This window comes from Larkinella ripae, assembly GCF_054780775.1.
Window position 1 is genome coordinate 60102 of record NZ_BAAGVR010000028.1, and the last position, 17938, is coordinate 78039.

At 50.5% G+C, this 17938-nt stretch carries 14 protein-coding genes and 2 tRNA genes; 8 read left to right on the plus strand and 8 right to left on the minus strand.

Going from position 1 to position 17938, the window contains the following annotated elements:
- Window positions 1–259 precede the first annotated feature (259 nt).
- On the minus strand, window positions 260–1207 hold the full coding sequence (locus tag ACYVHX_RS22040) for a glycosyltransferase family 2 protein (RefSeq protein ID WP_460673857.1): 948 nt from the start codon (window positions 1205–1207) through the stop codon (window positions 260–262).
- 34 nt (window positions 1208–1241) lie between these two features.
- A complete protein-coding gene (locus ACYVHX_RS22045) occupies window positions 1242–2144 on the minus strand; it encodes a glycosyltransferase family 2 protein (RefSeq protein WP_460673858.1) in 903 nt (300 codons plus the stop codon).
- A gap of 191 nt (window positions 2145–2335) precedes the next feature.
- Here ACYVHX_RS22045 and ACYVHX_RS22050 point away from each other — a divergent pair, with 191 nt between their 5' ends.
- Together ACYVHX_RS22050 and ACYVHX_RS22055 are read left to right on the plus strand one after the other, a co-directional pair.
- Window positions 2336–2785: an FAD-binding oxidoreductase gene (locus ACYVHX_RS22050; RefSeq protein WP_460673859.1), complete on the plus strand. Its 450-nt coding sequence runs from the start codon at window positions 2336–2338 to the stop codon at window positions 2783–2785.
- A 31-nt stretch (window positions 2786–2816) separates the two neighbouring features.
- Window positions 2817–6068, plus strand: a complete 3252-nt coding sequence (locus ACYVHX_RS22055) for a M4 family metallopeptidase (RefSeq protein WP_460673860.1) — start codon at window positions 2817–2819, stop codon at window positions 6066–6068.
- A gap of 191 nt (window positions 6069–6259) precedes the next feature.
- On the opposite strand, the gene ACYVHX_RS22060 is transcribed toward ACYVHX_RS22055, so the two are convergent.
- Window positions 6260–7171 carry a ribonuclease Z gene (locus ACYVHX_RS22060; protein WP_460673861.1) on the minus strand — a complete coding sequence of 304 codons (912 nt, stop codon included), beginning with the start codon at window positions 7169–7171 and terminating at the stop codon, window positions 6260–6262.
- Window positions 7172–7414: 243 nt separating this feature from the next.
- Between ACYVHX_RS22060 and ACYVHX_RS22065 the strand changes: the two genes are divergently transcribed.
- The gene (locus ACYVHX_RS22065) at window positions 7415–8329 is read left to right on the plus strand and encodes a sugar phosphate isomerase/epimerase family protein (protein ID WP_460673862.1); all 915 of its coding nucleotides are present in this window, start codon (window positions 7415–7417) and stop codon (window positions 8327–8329) included.
- A 130-nt stretch (window positions 8330–8459) separates the two neighbouring features.
- On the plus strand, window positions 8460–9491 hold the full coding sequence (locus ACYVHX_RS22070; protein WP_460673863.1) for a Gfo/Idh/MocA family protein: 1032 nt from the start codon (window positions 8460–8462) through the stop codon (window positions 9489–9491).
- A gap of 70 nt (window positions 9492–9561) precedes the next feature.
- Here the strand turns inward: ACYVHX_RS22070 and ACYVHX_RS22075 are convergent, their stop codons facing one another.
- The 5 genes from ACYVHX_RS22075 to ACYVHX_RS22095 form a co-directional block, all read right to left on the minus strand.
- Complete coding sequence (locus ACYVHX_RS22075) at window positions 9562–9969, minus strand: STAS domain-containing protein (protein WP_460673864.1); 408 nt, start codon at window positions 9967–9969, stop codon at window positions 9562–9564.
- Between the two features lie 21 nt (window positions 9970–9990).
- Complete coding sequence (locus ACYVHX_RS22080; protein WP_460673865.1) at window positions 9991–10950, minus strand: phosphoribosylaminoimidazolesuccinocarboxamide synthase; 960 nt, start codon at window positions 10948–10950, stop codon at window positions 9991–9993.
- Window positions 10951–11063: 113 nt separating this feature from the next.
- Window positions 11064–12239, minus strand: coding sequence for an acetyl-CoA C-acyltransferase (locus tag ACYVHX_RS22085; RefSeq protein ID WP_460673866.1), 1176 nt, complete (start codon window positions 12237–12239; stop codon window positions 11064–11066).
- 50 nt (window positions 12240–12289) lie between these two features.
- Complete coding sequence (locus ACYVHX_RS22090; RefSeq protein WP_460673867.1) at window positions 12290–12997, minus strand: tetratricopeptide repeat protein; 708 nt, start codon at window positions 12995–12997, stop codon at window positions 12290–12292.
- A gap of 57 nt (window positions 12998–13054) precedes the next feature.
- On the minus strand, window positions 13055–14017 hold the full coding sequence (locus ACYVHX_RS22095; RefSeq protein ID WP_460673868.1) for a VWA domain-containing protein: 963 nt from the start codon (window positions 14015–14017) through the stop codon (window positions 13055–13057).
- A gap of 205 nt (window positions 14018–14222) precedes the next feature.
- Here ACYVHX_RS22095 and ACYVHX_RS22100 point away from each other — a divergent pair.
- The 4 genes from ACYVHX_RS22100 (at window position 14223) to ACYVHX_RS22115 (ending at window position 17918) form a co-directional block, all read left to right on the plus strand.
- Window positions 14223–14312 (plus strand) — tRNA-Ser (locus tag ACYVHX_RS22100).
- Window positions 14313–14392: 80 nt separating this feature from the next.
- A tRNA-Pro gene (locus tag ACYVHX_RS22105) sits at window positions 14393–14466 on the plus strand.
- 369 nt (window positions 14467–14835) lie between these two features.
- Complete coding sequence (locus ACYVHX_RS22110; RefSeq protein WP_460673869.1) at window positions 14836–15792, plus strand: metallophosphoesterase family protein; 957 nt, start codon at window positions 14836–14838, stop codon at window positions 15790–15792.
- Window positions 15762–17918, plus strand: coding sequence for an NACHT domain-containing protein (locus tag ACYVHX_RS22115; RefSeq protein ID WP_460673870.1), 2157 nt, complete (start codon window positions 15762–15764; stop codon window positions 17916–17918). The genes ACYVHX_RS22110 and ACYVHX_RS22115 overlap by 31 nt, the downstream gene beginning before the upstream one ends.
- Window positions 17919–17938: the final 20 nt, after the last annotated feature.

Here is a 17938-nt window from a genome sequence, read left to right on the forward strand (position 1 = left end):
TGACAAAAAAAGTGGTCTACATGCAGGTTAAGGAAAAACTCGAAATGGAAGTAGACACTACTGTTTTTGCGTTGGAAGTGCAAGTTACATTAAAATATATTTTGTGAAAAGACCGAAATGCGGAATTTCATTTGCATCAATCATTTTATGATTTCGGTGCAAAATACTCTTGGTTAGTGAATAATTTTGAGAGATTTTACCGAAAATTTGAAGAAGTCTAAATAGGAAAAAACCGCTTTTTTTGCGGTTTTTTCTACTCCTAAATAGATAGTTGGGCTACCTGTTCAAGCAGGGGGAGGTATTCCAGCTCAACTTCCAGCCCAATACGGCCAATCAGCCCCGGTAGTAGTTTGCCGACGGTTTTTGTCCAGCCCGATTGCAGTTTTTTCTTCTGTAGACGCTGAATGTAGCCGGTCAGATCCGTGCCAAACGGGCGATCAGCCGCTACCCAGCGCGTTCGGATGTAGGCCATCAACTGAATCAGGGCGCCCAGAAGCAGCGGTTTTTTGACGGCATTTTTAAGTAGGGTCAGCAGGAAGAAATCGAAGCGGTACGGAATCCGGCCTTTGAATTCGCCGGTTTCGTAGTGGTTCGTAAGGGAGTTGTGCCGGATTCCTTCCGGCTTCAGGTGGTAAAAATGGTAGGGGAGCGTGCGGGTTTCCCAGCCTTTCAGCCGGGCCAAAAACGTATCGATTTCATCCTCCCCGCGGATGGTGTAAAACGGGCCGATCTCGTCGAAACAGCGCCGGCGGTAAATTCGGGTGGCGCCCCGCACCCCCGTCCAGTCGGTGATTTCTTCCGGAAGGCCGTCCTGTACCAGATGACCGGAGGCCAGCCCCAATTGCGGGTTTTGGCGAAATTCGGCGAAAATCTGTTCAAAAAAATCCGCCGGAAACGAAATGTCAGAATCGATCTTGACGACAAAATCGACGGGTTCATCCCGGATCAGTTCCCGGGCGTGGTTGAGCAGGGCTCCGCTGCGGCCGCCGGTGGTCTGCAGGTCGGGCCGGAAATCCCGGAGCGTAATGACGTCAATCCAGGGATGCTGCCGCTGGTAGCGCTGAATAATTTCGGGGCTTCTGTCGGTTGAGTTGTCATCCAGGATAATCCATCTCTGGGGCGTAACCGTCTGGGAACAAACGGATTGTAGGGTCCTTTCGATGTACTTCTCTTCATTTTTAGTGGGGGACAGGATGAGGTAGTTCATAACGGTTCTCGCAGGCTGCTCATTGGATAACGAATTAGCTGGGGTCGAGGTTGCGGTATTTCCAGAAGTAAGCCCGCCAGGTTGCCACCACGAAAATGCCGACACTGAGTGGCCAGAGCAGCGGCAAACCGTGTTTTCGGTAGAAATGAATCGTTTTTTGAATCGAGTTTACGGAATACCGATTAAAAAAACTTTTGAAAAAAACCGGAAAAGCCGGTTTCAGGTAAGCGGTTCCGGCGGCCGTTAACGAAACCCGGTCATAGACTACCGCATCCCACGAAATAAAAACCGGGATTCCGGCCGCCAGCGCCGTAAGGGCCAGGTCGTCGTCCGAACCGTACTGCGGAAACCGCCGTTCGTCGAGCAGACCGATCTGGTCAAAAACCGAAAAGGGGATGAGCGTGCCGCGACCGTTGAGGGCCTGCGTCGGATAATTTCCGGAAAACCGCTCCCGCTGAAAGGGGGCAAACGATTCCAGGTAATTGACGGTTTTCATCGACCAGAGAATGGTTTTTCGGGTGCCGCCAAACGTGATCCGGGCGGGTTGTTCGTAAGTCACGGAAAGGCTGCCCACAATGGCGTTTTTGCCCGCCCTGTGCTGCGCCTGCACCAGATTCCGGACATAATCCGGCTCAACGTACGAATCGTCGTTCAGGATCAGGACGTGATCGCAGGAAAGATGGGTTTGGGCAAACCCAATGCCCTGATTGACGGATTTGGTAAACCACCAGTTTCCGGGTCCCCGGACCACATGAACCCGCGGATAATCCTGTTGCAGCAGGGCGACCGTACCGTCGGTAGACCCGTCGACGACCACCACAATTTCAAGCGAAAAGGGGCCGGTTTGTTGCTGAAAGAGTTGATTCAGCAAGAGTTCTAAGTACGTTTTCCGATTGTACGTAGGAATGACAACCGCCATTGAATACGTAAAGTTCATTCGAAATAAGCTGGGGACAGGATGGTAAAATACCAGTCAAATATAAGAAAAATTACGTTTGTCGGCTGCTCATATTACCGTTTGATCAAGCTTGTACACTTCAGTACCAATTTTTGACGACTCATTCGTACAATTGTGGCGGCAATCGCGTTCTGTCGTCTACCTTCGTTCCGTTCAGAATCATCCGCATCATGCTGAAAACAGTCATCATAGGAGTTGTCATGTTGCTCACTGGCGGGACCGGTATCGCCCAGACCGCATCCGCCGGTTCACGATACCCGTTTTCGTACAAAAACCGCCAGCTTATTGTCGGTGAGGGGGGAGGATTTACGGGCGAATCGCGGGCGTATTACCTCTTGGAAAACGGCTACCTGTATGCCAAATCCGACACGGATTCGCTGTATACCCGCCTGGGCCGAAAATCAGCCGCTACCACCCGACGGCTGTTTAACGAGCTGGAAACCGGGTGCCGAATCAAAACGACCCGCTTTGATCAGCCGGGCAACCGCTACCAGTTTGTCACCTGGAAAAAAAACCGGCAGGAACACACCGTTACCTGGGGCAATGAGCGGCAACCACCACCCGCCCGGTTTACCAAATTCTACAAACAATTCATGGCCCAGATTCCGGCCGCTCCCTGAGTACAAAACCGTTTTTACAACAAATACACCCATGAAATCATTTTTATCATCTGTCTTTCTCCTGTGTGCCGTCGGGGCGCTGGCCCAATCTCCGCCGACGGGTTTTGACCGGAAGCTGAAAACGCAGCCCCCCACGCCCGATCTGGCGCAGAAGCTCAATGCCGAGGTGGCGGCTTCGCCCCGAACCGGCAACGTTCGGGTGGCTGCGGGAATCAGCCCGGTTTCCTTTTCGACGCAACCGCTGCATCTAAGGGTGGTGCGCGACACGGCCACCAACCTGCCGATTTACATCGAAAACCGCGCTCCGGTTCCGGCTTCGGCCAAAGGAGCGCGCGTGAGTGCCCGCGTTTCGGCTTTTGCGTTTATGAACCAGATCAAAACGCTGCTGAACGTCGAAAAACCGGAAGATCAATTCCAGATCAAAAGCACCGAAACCGACCAGCTGGGGCAGACGCACGTCCGGATGGCGCAGACGTTCCAGGGCATTCCGGTGTATGGCCGGGAGCTGGTGGCGCACCTGAAAAACGGAACCGTAACGCTGCTCAACGGGCAGTATAGTCTGATCAAAAATGCCACTGTGACGGCCCGGCTGTCGCTGGAACAGGCCACCGAGCGCGCTTTCCGGGATGTCGGCAGTGAATCGGTGGTGCGGACGTTCGGGCAGAATCTGTTCGATATGAAACCCTCGCAGGGGGCGCTGTGCCTCTATCCGGTAGCCGATAAAACCGTATTGGCCTACGAAATCACGATTCGGCCGAACCTGGTGGAACGCTGGCAATACATGGTGGACGCCCAAACCGGCGCAATCCTGAACAAATACAACCACACCTGCGGGGTTGATGGACCGGTGAAAGCAACGAGCAAAGACCTCAACGGCATTTCGCAGAACATCAACGGCTACCAGGCGGGTTCGACCTACTACCTGATGGATGCCGCCCGGGGCATGTTCGATGCCAAATCGTCGACGATGCCCCAAAAACCGGTGGGCGTTATCCTGACCTACGACGCCCGGAACAAGCGCACCGATGACGGCAATATGAGCCTGTATTACGTGACTTCCCAGACCAATTCCGACTGGAAACCGACGGCCATTTCGGCCCAGACCAACGCGGGTCTGGCCTACGAATACTTCCTGAAGGCCCACAAGCGCAATTCGCTAAACGGCAAAGGCGGCTCAATCTATTCGATCATCAACGTGGCGGAAAAGGATGGTACGGGCATGGACAACGCGTTCTGGAATGGCGGTTACATGGGCTACGGCAACGGCAACAAGAGCTTTAAACCCCTGGCCGGTGGACTGGATGCCGCCGGCCACGAAATGACCCACGGCGTGATCGAAAATACCGCCAACCTGATTTATCAGGATCAGTCGGGGGCCATAAATGAGTCGATGGCCGACGTATTCGGCGTAATGATCGACCGCGACGACTGGAACGTGGGCGAGGATGTGGTGCTGAAAACCGCCTATCCGACGGGCACCATGCGGAGCATGTCGAATCCAAACCAAAACGGTCCCAGTGTGCGGGGGTATCAGCCCAAAACGATGGATCAGTTTCTGGTGACCAAAAGCGACAACGGCGGGGTGCACGGCAACAGCGGGATTCCGAACTATGCCTTCTATTTGTTTGCCAACAAGATCGGGAAAGACAAAGCCGAGCAGGTGTACTACCGGGCCCTGACGAACTACCTGACGCTATCGTCCAAATTTCTGGATTTGCGGCTGGCGGTCATCCGGTCGGCGGGCGATCTGTACGGGGCCGGAGGGGCCGAAGCCAAAGCCGCGCAGGATGCCTTCGACGCCGTTGGCATTGTTGAAAGTACTACCAAACCGGAAGAGCCGAAGGATTTGCCGACCAACAACGGAACGGATATGCTGATGCTGTACAGCGCGGGCGATCAGAAGCTCTACACGGCCCCCATCAGCACGGGCAACCTGACGGCGCGGGTCAAGGCGGAAGTCAAGCACAAACCGAGCATTACCGACGACGGCAAAGCCGCCTATTACGTGACGACCGACGGCCGAATCCGGGCGGTGAGCCTGACCGGCGCGGTGGAAGAAGTGGTGGTGTCGAACGAGACGATCTGGGATAATGTGGCCGTTTCGCGGGATGGCAAGAAGCTGGCGGCCCTGACGAAAGAAAAAGATAAGTCGATCTGGATCTACAGCTACGACCTGAAAAAATGGAAGAAATTTCCGCTCTTCAACCCCACGACGGCGGAGGGAGTGACCACGGGCGAAGTGGAGTATGCCGACTCGTTCGAGTGGAATCATTCCGGCGAATTTCTGGTGTATGACGCCTACAACAGCCTGAAAAATGCCGACGGCGACGACATTAATTACTGGGATGTGGGATTCATCAATGTCTGGGACAAAGCCGGAAATACATTCGGCGACGGCAGCATCCTGAAGCTGTTTCCCAAACTGGAAGAAGGCGAGAGCGTGGGCAACCCGAGTTATTCGAAAAATTCGCCCGACATCATTGCGTTCGATTACCTGAACAGCATCGATGAAACCTACAGCATTCTGGCGGGGGATCTGCAAACCGGTAAACTGAGTGCGGTTATCACCAACACGACGATCGGGTATCCGGATTATTCGCGGCTGGACGACCGGCTGGTTTTCAATACGCTGAACAAAACCGGTGATGTGGAAATGGTGGCCATGATTGAATTGCAGGCCGACAAAATTTCGCCCAAAGGCGACGTAAAACCGCTGTATGACCACGCCAAATGGGCGGTCTGGTATGCCACCGGCACGCGGCTCGAAACCAGCAAAACCGCCCAGACCATCACGTTTAACGAAATCCCCGACAAGTACGCCGACGATGGTTCGTTTACGCTGGCAGCCACGGCTTCGTCCAAACTGCCGGTCAGCTTCGTTATTGTTTCCGGTCCGGCCACGCTTTCGGGCACCAAATTGACCCCGACCAAAGCGGGAGTGGTAACGGTGCGGGCCACGCAGGCGGGTAACGATCAGTTTGCCGCTGCCACACCGGTTGAACGGAAATTCAACGTGCTGGCGGTGACGGGAACCGAGCCGACCTGGGCCGATGCGCTCAAGTTTTACCCCAACCCGGTCAGCACGTCGTTGACGGTCGAGTTGCCGGAAGGCGAATATTCCGAGGAGGTCACGCTGACGACGGTTTCGGGAGCGACCCTGATTCGGGAAACCGGCAAAAACCGCCGGCATCAATTGGATACCAGCCAGTTGCCGTCCGGTTTTTACGTCCTGAAAGTGCAGACGGCGAAAGGCGTTGTGCACCGCAAAGTGGTAAAACCGTAAGGCCAGGGTTCCCGGTCAAAAGGACCAATGGGATAGCCCAAGAAAAACTCCGGAAGAGCGCCCTTGATTTGGTTCAGGACGCTCTTCCGGAGTTTTGGTGAACTACGGTCCTAAACCGGTTTTGACAGGAAGCCGCTGCGGGATTTTCGGACCAATTGCCGGGCGACCGACTCGCCAGCGATCCCGGATTTTCAGATTTCCGTCGTCTGGCCTTCAACAGCCAGGTACGTTTCCGGAAAAACCGCCCGGGCCTGCACCAGAAATTCCTCGGTGGTTTTGTAGCGGGACGAAAAATGGCCGATCATCAGCCGGCCCACCTCGGTCTGGCGGGCCGTTAACGCGGCCTGGCGGGCGGTGGAGTGAAAGTATTTTTCGCTGAGCGCTTCCATGTCCTCCAGAAATGAGGCTTCGTGATACAGCAAATCCACCCCGCGAATCTGGTCGAACATGGCTTCGTTGTAGCGGGTGTCGGAACAGAAGGCGTAGGAGCGGGGCTGGGGCGCGGGCAGCGTGAATTCCTCGTAACTGTACAGCACCTGTCCCTGATCGTCCAGAATGTCCTGACCGTCTTTCAGCAGCCGGTAATAAGCCACCGGCAGGTCGGTGGGCAGTTTGTCGGCAATGAGCTTCCGGCGCCGGTTTTTTTCCCGAAACAGAAAACCGGTACAATCGATGCGGTGTTGCAGCGGAATGGTTTCCACCCGCACCTGCGGATGGTCGAGCAGCAGCGTCGGTTGCTGGGGGTTCGTTTCCTGAAAATGAATCGGGTAATTCAGTTTGGTGTCCGAATAGCGGAACTGCACGGAGATGATCTCCCACAGCCCGCGCGGCCCAAACAACCACAGATCATCCGTACGGCCCGACAGATTCAGGCTCGACAGCAGCGGCACCAGGCCAAAATAATGGTCGCCGTGGAGGTGGCTGATAAAAATGTATTTGAGACGCCCCGGCCGGAGGTGATTTTCCATCAGCCGGTACTGCGTTCCTTCTCCGCAATCGATGAGAAAATAGTCGCCCTCGACGGTAATGACCTGGGCGGTGGTGTGGCGGTCCAGCACGGGCGTGGCCGAGCCGCTGCCGAGGATGGTCAGGTTGAATGTCATATTTTTCGTAAACTTGCCGGAATTGCATTCAGTTTCCAAAAACCGGCGAAATATTCAGACGGTTTGCGGTTTTCGGTATCCGGTTTTCGGTTGACGGCCTGGCGTGTACAGGCTGTCAAAGCGTCGCCCAGCGAATCGTTGCCCGACAAATCGTTGCCCGGCGAAAACCGGATACTGTAAACCGAATACCGTAAACCGTATACCGAAAACCCAAAACTGAAAACCCGTACTCAACTCTTCTTTATGCTGCATCTTGGTTTTGTAAGTGCCATTCTGGCGGAATATGATCTGGAACACGTGCTGGAATTTGCCTCCGAACACCGGTTCAAGTGCGTCGAAGTGATGTGCTGGCCCACCGACAACGCCGACGCCCGTCGGTATGCCGGGGTTTCGCACATCGACGTGGATCATTTCGACGGCAAACACATTCAGTTGCTGACCCAAAAATACGGCGTGTACATTTCGGGTCTGGGGTATTACCCGAATCCGCTCGACCCCGATCCGGAAAAGGCGGAATACTACCGCGAACACATCAAAAAAGTGATCCGGGCGGCTGCCCGGCTGGGCGTGCCGGTGGTCAACACGTTCATTGGCCGGAATCCGGGGCTGAGCATCACGGAAAACCTCCGGCTGTTTGCCCAGCACTGGCCCGCGATCATCAAAGTGGCCGAGGAAAATAACGTCAAGATCGGAATCGAAAACTGCCCGATGTGGTTTACGGACGATGAGTGGCCGGGCGGCAAAAACCTGGCGACGACGCCCGCCATCTGGGATCGGATGTTCGAGATCATTCCGTCCCGGATTCTGGGCTTGAATTACGATCCGTCGCACCTGATTTTTCAGATGATGAACGAGGTGCGGCCCCTTTACGAGTACAAAGACCGGCTGCACCACATTCACCTCAAGGACGTAAAAGTGTACCGCGACAAGCTCGACCGCGTGGGCATCATGGCGAATCCGCTGGAATACCACTCGCCGAAACTGCCCGGTTTGGGTGATGTGCGCTGGGGAGACTTTTTTGCGGCCCTCACCGACGTGCGGTACCGCGGCCCGGTCTGCATCGAAGTGGAAGACAAAGCCTACGAAGGCAGCGCCGAAGACGTCCAAACCGCGATTCTGACCGCTCGTAATTACCTAAGTCAGTTCCTGGTGCTTTAACTGTTTACGGTTTTCGGTAGCCGGTTTTCGGTTTAAAGCCAGCCGCTCCGAGACGGCGGCCTGGCGAAGCATCGCTGGCGAAAACTGAAAACCGGCTACCGAAGACCGTAAACCCAAAACCGTATTCCGGATGCCGAAATTCAAAGTGGCCCTCATCGGTGGGGGAAATATTGCCGATAAAAATCACATTCCGGCCCTGAAACAACTGCCGGATCTGGCGGAAGTGGTGGCCGTTTGCGGCCGAGATGGCGTCAAAGCGGGCGCGCTGGCACAGAAGCACGGCATTCCGCACGCTTTTACGGATGCCACCCTGATGCTTGCGCAGTGCAAACCGGATGCGGTCGTCATCAGCACGCCGAACAACCTGCATTATCCGTTCGCGATGCAGGCACTGGAAGCCGGCTGCCACGTGCTGTGCGAAAAACCGCCCGCGCTGCGCGCCCACGAAGCGCGGGAAATGGCCGATCTGGCGACCCGCAACGGGCTAGTGCTGGCGTATAACCTGCAACTGCGGCAAACCAGCGAATGGGAACTGCTGATGCGGAGCAAAACCGCCGGGCAACTGGGCGAGATTTACCACATCAAGGCCAATTTTCTGCGTCGGCGGGGCATTCCGGGTTGGGGGTATTTTACCGACAAAAGCATGCAGGGCGGGGGCGCGTTGATGGATCTGGGGGTCCACGTCCTCGACCTGGCGTTGTCGGCGCTTGATTACGCCGTTCCGTCGCAGATTCTGGCCAACACCTACGATTTCATCGGAAAAACCGGCGGGAAAGGGCTGATGGGGGCCTGGGACCCGGCAAAGTTTGAGGTGGAAGATGCCTGCATGGCGTACCTGTCGTTTCCAAACAACGCGTCGATCATGCTGTCGTCGTCGTTTGCCCTGAACACGCAAACCGACGTCAACCGGAATCTGGAGGTATTTGGCAGCAAAGGCGGGGCCAGGCTGTTTCCGTTCACGCTCTACACTGAGGTGGCGGGTGAATTGGCGGACGTGAGTTTTCCGTATCTGGAAGATCGGGATATTCAGCTCAAAAACACGGCGGCTTTTCTGGATGCCTGCCTGGGAAAACCGTCCAACGTTTGCACGGGTGAGCAGGGGGCGGTTTTGCAGGAGGTCGTCGAGCGGATTTACCAGTCGGCGGAACGGGCCCGGGCCTAGCACTGGGTTCGCAGGCGGTTTTTAAGTCCCCGAACTTAAAAACCGCCTTGTTCGCTTGACCGGGATTTGGCTAGTCTTCCGAGCTGCCGCCGAATTCGTAGCTATCGTCGTCTTCGCTGCGGAAATCGTTCTCGAGTTCGTTCATAAACACGGCATCGACGGCTTCCTCCACGGTGGGCAGAATGGTCAGATCCGGGATTTTTGCTCCGTCGAGGTAATCGATCACCTCATCCTGCTTGGTTACCAGAATAAACAGGCCGGACTCGTTGGTACACTGCCGGTTGATTTTCCGGATGATGGGCACCCCCGCATCGTCAATTTCATTGACGCCACTGATGTCGACGATGATGTTGCTGTATCCTTCCCGAAACAGGTTGCGGCTGAGGGTTTCAAACGTGGCGGGAACCTCTCCGCCAAAAACCGGTTCTTGGAGCGATACCAGCGTATATTGCTCGTTTTTTTCGATTGCGTAATTCATAGTAGGAACGAACTTTCCGTTTCAAAAATAAGTAACCGCGAGCGAACGACGGATGTTTTCTTCGATCCGGTGGTAAATCGTGTCGGTTTCGGAGCGAACAAACGACTGACCGGTGACGGTTTCGTAGAGTTCGATGTACCGGTTGGTGATCTGGCTGATCCATTCGTCGGTCATCGCCGGAATGGTTTGCCCTTCTTTGCCCTGAAACTGGTTGGCGATGAGCCACTCCCGCACGAATTCCTTCGACAACTGCTTTTGCTGAATGCCTTTCGCCTGGTTTTCGGCGTAGGAGTCGGCGTAGAAATACCGGGAGGAGTCGGGCGTGTGAATTTCGTCGATCAGGTAAATCTGGCCGTTTAGGGCGCCAAATTCGTATTTTGTATCGACCAGGATCAGGCCGCGCTCGGCGGCCATCTCGGTGCCGCGCTGAAACAGGGCCAGCGTGTATTTTTCCAGCTGAACATACTCGCTTTCGGGAACGATGCCCTGTTTCAGAATCGCTTCCCGCGAGATATCCTCATCGTGCCCTTCCTGCGCTTTTGTGGACGGTGTGATGATGGGTTCGGGTAATTGATCGGATTCGTTCAGGCCCTCGGGCAGCGTAACGCCACAAAGCGTCCTTTTGCCGGCGCGGTACTCCCGCCAGGCGTGGCCCGCCAAATACCCCCGAACCACCATTTCGACCGGGTACGAACGGCATTTCAGGCCCACGCTCACGTTCGGATCGGGCACATCCAGCAACCAGTTCGGCACGATGTCGGCGGTGGCTTTCAGAAAATGGGCTGCGGTTTGGTTCAGCACCTGCCCCTTGTACGGAATGGCCCGGGGCAGCACCACGTCGAAGGCCGAAATCCGGTCGGAAGCCACCATCACCAGCCGGTCTTCAAAATGGTACACATCGCGGACTTTGCCCCGGTAAAAACCGGTTTGCCCGTCAAAATGAAAGTTGGTCTCTTTTATGGCCTGATCAGCAGTGCTCATGGAATGAAAAATTAATTATAAATGTAAAATGATAAATGTTGAATGTAAAAGTTGCTTGTGGAGAAATCACTTTTACATTCAACATTTATCATTTATCATTTTACACTTTTAAATCAAATCTTCTCAATCACCAGCGCCGAAGCTCCTCCTCCGCCGTGGCAAATGCCGACGGTGCCGATGCGGCCGTTTTCCTGCTGCAAGATGCTGGTCAGGGTCGTTACGATGCGGGCGCCGGATGCGCCCAGCGGATGCCCCAGGGCCACCGCCCCGCCGTAGATGTTCAGTTTGGCCTGCGGAATTTCCAGGATTTGACTGCACACCAGGGCTACGGCCGAAAAGGCTTCGTTAATCTCGTAAAAGTCAACCGCGTCCGGTTTTAGACCCGCCCGTTTCAGAGCCGCCGGAATGGCCAGCGTCGGGCTGGTCGGGAAACTGGCCGGTTCCTGTTCGGCATCGGCGTAGCCCAGAATGCGGGCCAGCGGTTTGATGCCCAGTTCATCGGCTTTTTTCCGGCTCATCACCACCAGTGCCGAGGCACCATCGTTGATGGTCGATGCATTGGCCGCTGTCACCGTTCCGTCGGGCATGAAAGCCGGTTTCAGGTTCGGAATTTTGTCAAAAAAGACGTTTTTGTATTCTTCGTCTTCGGTGACCGTCAGGCTGCCCCTGGACTGCGGAACATCGACCGGAATGATCTCGGCCCCAAATTTACCTTTTTCCGTCGCATCAGCCACCCGTTTGTACGATTGGACGGCAAAAGCATCCTGCGTTTCGCGGCTGATGTTGTATTTTTTCGCCGTAATATCGGCGTAAACGCCCATGGCGCACTGGTCGAAGGGGTCCATCAAACCGTCTTTGGCCAGCCCGTCGATCAGTTGCGCATTTCCGTATTTGTAGCCAAACCGGGCTTTCGGGACGTAGTACGGCGCATTCGACATGCTTTCCATCCCCCCGGCGATGATGATATCGGCCTGCCCCAGCTGAATGGACTGGGCCGCCAGCATAATAGCTTTGGTGCCCGACGCACACACTTTATTGATCGTGGTGCACCGCACGCTGGGCGGCAAACCGGCTTTCAGCGTGGCCTGCCGCGCCGGAGCCTGGCCGAGATTGGCCGACACCACGTTTCCCATGATTACTTCATCCACCAGTTCGGGCGGAATACTGGCTTTTTCATACGCGGCCCGGATCGCCATGCTGCCCAGGTCGGTGGCCGAGAGCGGGGCCAGCACCCCGCCGAAACTACCGATGGGCGTGCGAACGGCCGATACGATAACTACTTCATTCATGTTCAGTGGTAAGTCTGTGGTTGGTTGATGAACGCGGTGACGATTGCCCGTCAATAGGTATTGAATTGCTGACGGACTTTGGCCGTCGATGCCTGTTTGCGCTGGTGAATATACTGCACTTCATTGTCCTGCATGGCATTCAGGATCGACAGGGCTTGTTCCTCCGACAAATTTAACGAGCGCAACCGGCGCAGCAGTTCATCCTTGTTGTCGCCCGGTTCCACCTGCGTGCCTGATTCCTGACCGCTTTCCGGCGTCACCTCGGTTTCGGTCCGGGTTGGCCGGGGCCGGGGTTTGGGGCGCTGGGCGAGGTGGGGGTTCGGTTGGCCCGAATAGGTTTTTCGGATCAGCTCGTAGTTGAACTGGGCCGGTTCGAGGGCCGGAACGGTGGTCAGCGCTTTTCGGAACAGGGTCAGCGCGGAGGCCGAATCGCCCTGCATTACGGCGAGAATGCCCAACTGGACTTCGGCGGCTGCGGCCAGGTCGGGCTGGTTGACCTGCGCCACCAGGCGGTAGTGCTTCTGCGCCTGGGCATACTGCCGAAGCTGAAAATACGAATGCGCCAGGTTCAGCCGGGCCGACGGTTCGACGAACAGGGTGGAATTGACCAGGGCCGCGTAGTACTCGGCGGCCCGTTTGTACTGACCGGCCTGGTAGGCCCGCAAGCCCTCCAGCCGGGCAACATTATCATGCGAAATCTTATCGAACGATCGGTTGTCGTACAACCAGAGCAGGACCGATAAAACCAAATAGGTCATAGTGGGTTTAAAAGCGTCCGGCAAAAATACAAACTCTTTTCACAAAGGGAACGCCGGTTAGAGCTTAAATGTTCGGACGGTGATCAGAACGTCGATGGCGATCAGGGCGAGCGCCACGGCCAGAAAATAATAGTATTTGTTGGTGGTCACTTCCAGTTTGCGCTGGTCGATCAGCCGGTTTTCGAGGTTCTGAATGGCCGCAATCAGCGGGCTCAGGTCGCCCGACGACGACGCCAGCTCGAGGTACGAACCCCGGGTGTCCTGCACAAACTGGCGCAGGAAGCCCCGGTTCAGGTGCGTATGAACAAGGGTGCCGTCTTTGGCGCGCAGATTTCCGCGGGGCGTCGGAATGGTGGAGCCGTTTTCGGTGCCGACGCCCACGACAAAGGGCGCCACGCCGTATCGCCGGACCTGAGCCGCCAGCGCCGGGTCGCATTCGCCGAAATCTTCGCCGTCCGTTAGCAGAATCAGGACTTTGGTTTGGGTCAGGTCCGAGGTTTCGGCCAGTTGTTTCCGGAGGGCCAGCTCAACGGCCGAGCAAAGGTTGGTGCCGGATTCGGGCACCAGCCGGGTGTTCAGCGACTGCACAAACAGGGCCAGCGCACCCTGGTCGGAGGTGAGCGGAGCGTGCACGTAGGCTTCGGTGGAAAAAACCAGCAGGCCGAAGCGGTTGCCGGGCAGGGCTTCGATCAGCCGTTTGAGTTCGTACTTGACTTTTTCCAGGCGGGTAGGGGGAATGTCGGGTGCGTCCATCGACTTCGACAGGTCCACGGCGATATAGATGTCTTTGCCTTCCGAAATCAGTTCTTTTTCGACCACCCCGAACGACGGTCCCAGCAGGGCGATCAGCAGCAGCGTCAGGTAGCCGGTGCGCAGAAAAAATTTCGGGATGGTGGCCCAAGCCGTGGTGCCCAGCTGGCGGGCTACCCGAAACGTCCGGAAAAAGTAGTAGCCGTAGAGCAGCAGAAAAACCGCAATAAACAGATACTCAGTTTGGGTCAGGCTGTGATTCCAATTCATGCACGCAGACGGCGGATCAGATCGGCGGCCCGGCCAGGGCGTTGGACTGCATCCGTGAAGGGGCTAAATTACGGGAAATAAGCGGTTGGCTGGTTATCGGCGGCCCATTGCTGCGAAACTTTTGGGGAAAACCTTTGGCGATACGGATGGAAAACTTCTATATTTGTGACCCCAATGACGCCAAAGCGGGATTTGGGAGGTGACTGGAGAGATGCCTGAGAGGCCGAAAGGAACAGTTTGCTAAACTGTCGTACTGGCAACGGTACCGAGGGTTCGAATCCCTCTCTCTCCGCCAGCCGTGCTCACGGTGAGAATAAACACAAACCGGTTTTCATTTCTGACAAAAAACCGTACCTTTGTGCTCTCAAACGTTTTCGGGGTGTAGCGTAGCCCGGTATCGCGCCTGGTTTGGGACCAGGAGGTCGTAGGTTCGAATCCTGCCACCCCGACGCTAAAAACCGCCTGAATCTCCGGATTTGGGCGGTTTTTTTGTGTTTATTGGTTTAGGATTTACTCGACGGCCGGGGGTGTTGACGGGCGGTCGTTTGCTAACTTCAGTGGCCCATTCCTGGTACTCTTTTTCCGTCTTGCCAGTGATGGCAACAAATCGCTCTAAATTCCGGCGAGCAACTTGAATTCTTCCATTGATTTATAGATAGTTAATTTTTAGATATCCTCTGTGAATTCTCCCGGCATTACGGATTGAAAAAGCGTTTTAACGAAAATATTTTGCGCTTATACTAAATGTTACCAATCTTGGAAAAATTTAGACAAAATAGTTATCTTTCCAAGATTATAAACTTTAAGCGCAAAAAACAATGAAAGTATTGTTTATTCAATTATCGGATATACATTTTAGAGAGAATAATAATCCCGTTTTAACTAAATCTGAAAAACTTTTTGAAGCTATTGCCAATAATACATTAGGTGTAGATAAAGTCTTTTTAATATTAACAGGTGATATAGCATTCTCTGGAACCGAGGGAGAATACAAAATTGCATATAATTTTTTTTATGATTTAGTATTGAAATTAGAAATATATTCAACATTGCCGGTTGACACAATTATGATACCTGGAAATCATGATTGTGATTTCAGAAATAAAAATAATTCACGTGAAGCCTTAATAAAATCAATTCAAACAAATGGAGTTGATATTGTAGATAATAGTATTATTGATATTTTAACAGCTCCACAGAAAGATTTTTTTTATTTTCAAAATCGCTTAAGTGTAAAGGATAATTGCACATTAGAAAGTAAAATTGTTAATATTTATAAATTCAAATTAAACGATAAAGAAATCTGTATTAATTGTATAAATTCAGCATACATATCTCAGTTAAATGAACTTCCTGGCCAGATGTTTATGCCCATAGACTTTATGGCCCAGGATATTGTCAATAAATCATCTGATCTTATTATCACTTTATTTCATCATCCTATTCATTGGCTTAATCCTGATAATAGAAGAGAATTTAAAGCTTTCATAGAAAGGAACTCAGATGTTTATTTAACGGGACATGAACATCAGAGCTCAATGTCTCTAATCTCTGACCTTGAAAATAATAATACTCTGTATATTGAAGGAGACGTCTTTCAAGAATCAAACGATCCTAACAAAAGTGGATTTAATTTAATATTTTTTGATTTAGATACAAATGAATATTCTATAAACAAATACCAATGGGAAGAAAATATATATAATAATACATCGTTAGGGAAAGGCAACATTTTGAAAGAGGTTTGCCTAAAATTATTAACTCATTTTTTTTAAACAATGAATTTAAAAAATCTTTAAATGATATTGGAGCGAATCTGACGCATCCAAATGTTTCACAGGTTGGATTAAAAGATATATTTTTGTACCCTAAGATTGAACAAATAAATTATGATGAGCAAAATTCGAAAGAAAGAGTACATTATATTTTTGATTCAGAATCTGTAATAGATTCTTTGGGAAATAACATAAATATTTCTATTGTTGGCCCTGAAAATATTGGAAAAAGTTCATTGTTGAAAATGATTTTTTATAAATTATATACTAAAGCTCTTGTGCCCATTTTGATCCAAGGATCTAAAATTACTCAAACCGGTATTGAAGATTTTAGACGTTCAGCGGCTGACGAGTTTTTGAAGCAATATCATTTTGATAGTTCCCAATATTTTTATCAACTTCCTAAAGAAAAAATTGTAATTATAATAGATAATTTTGACAAAGTTAAATTTAATAAAAAGTACAAAGGTAGGCTTCTTAATTCATTAAAATCATATTATGATAATATAATTATTTCTGGGAATGATTTGATGTCAATTGAAGATTTTTTAACTGAGGACTCTGCTGACAGTGTTCTTATGTCTTCATTTAAAACCTATAGGATAAGACCATTTGGACATCTATTACGGAGTAGATTTATAAATAAATGGATCACTCTTGGAAATCAAGAAATTATTTCTGAGGAAGATAGAATAAGGAAATTGAATGAATCTGAGGCCATTATAAATACAGTAACTGGAAGGAATTTAGTGCCGAATTACCCTATCTTTATATTAACTATATTACAGGCCATTGAACTCGGTAATCCATCTGATTTAACGGCCAGTACATTTGGTCACTATTACCAATATTTAATTCAGAAAGCGTTTGGGAATATTTTAAAGACCCAGCATGAAATTACTAGTTATAATAACTATCTAGCTGAACTGGCTTTTCACCTTTTTGACAAAAAGGTGAAAAGCCAAAGTATTGAGGAAATGAATTCGTTTGACAAAATATACAGGGAAAAATATACCATCACACATTCTATTCATACTATTATCGATAATCTTTGTAGTGCAAAAATATTGGTAGAATATGATAAAAATTTCGAATTTAAATATTCCTATATTTATTATTTTTTTATTTCGAAATATTTGTCTGATAATATTGATAATGATAATATTAAAATTATGATTACCTCGATAACAAAAAGAATATATCAAACGGAATTTGCCAATATACTACTGTTCTTAACACATCATTCTAAACATAAGTTTCTTTTAGAAGAAGCCTTGAGGAGTTCGAAAGATATTTTCAATGAATTGGAAGTTTTTAAACTTGAACAGAATAATAAAGTTTTTGCAAAGTTACTTAATTCTCTACCAAATAGAGTCTATGAAGCAAGAACAGTTAATGAATACAGAGATGAGGTAAATTATAATAAAGATGAAGATGAAAACGACAAAGATGAAGGATTGGTTCAAACTGCTGACTTGAATGATGATGTATCGAAAGTGGATATGATTTCAAAATTAAATTTGTCATTTAAAATGTTAGAAGTTCTAGGTCAAATTCTAAAAAACAATTATGGAAAGATTTCAAACCAAGTTCTATATAGCATAGTTGACGAGTCTTATTTCCTTGGTTTGAGAACATTAAACATTTTTTTTAAATCATTAGAGGGTAATATAGATAGTTTAATTAATCAAATAGTCCAAATTTTGTCTGAAAAAAATTATGATTCTAAATTGAAAATTGAACAAGCGGCAAAGAGGATACTGTTCGTTATAGTTAGCGAAATTACTTACGGATTTGTAAAGCAAATCTCTGAATCCTCAGGAACTCAAGATCTAGAACGTATTTACAAAGAAGTACTGTCAAAGAATGATTATAACTCAGTTAAACTCATAGATTTTTCAATTAAATTAGATCATTTTCGAAATTTTCCTAATAGCGAAATGAAAAAGCTGCATGGTGATTTTTTGAAAATACCTCTTGCTACAGATATTATGAGAAGAATGGTGATTGATTATTTATATTTGTTTCCAACTACTACGGACCAAAAACAAAGAATATTAAATTATTTAGGAATTCCGATGAGTTTTCAAAGAAAAATAGAATTTGATTCTTCAAAAAAGAAGTAAACATCTGGTTCAATTTTAAT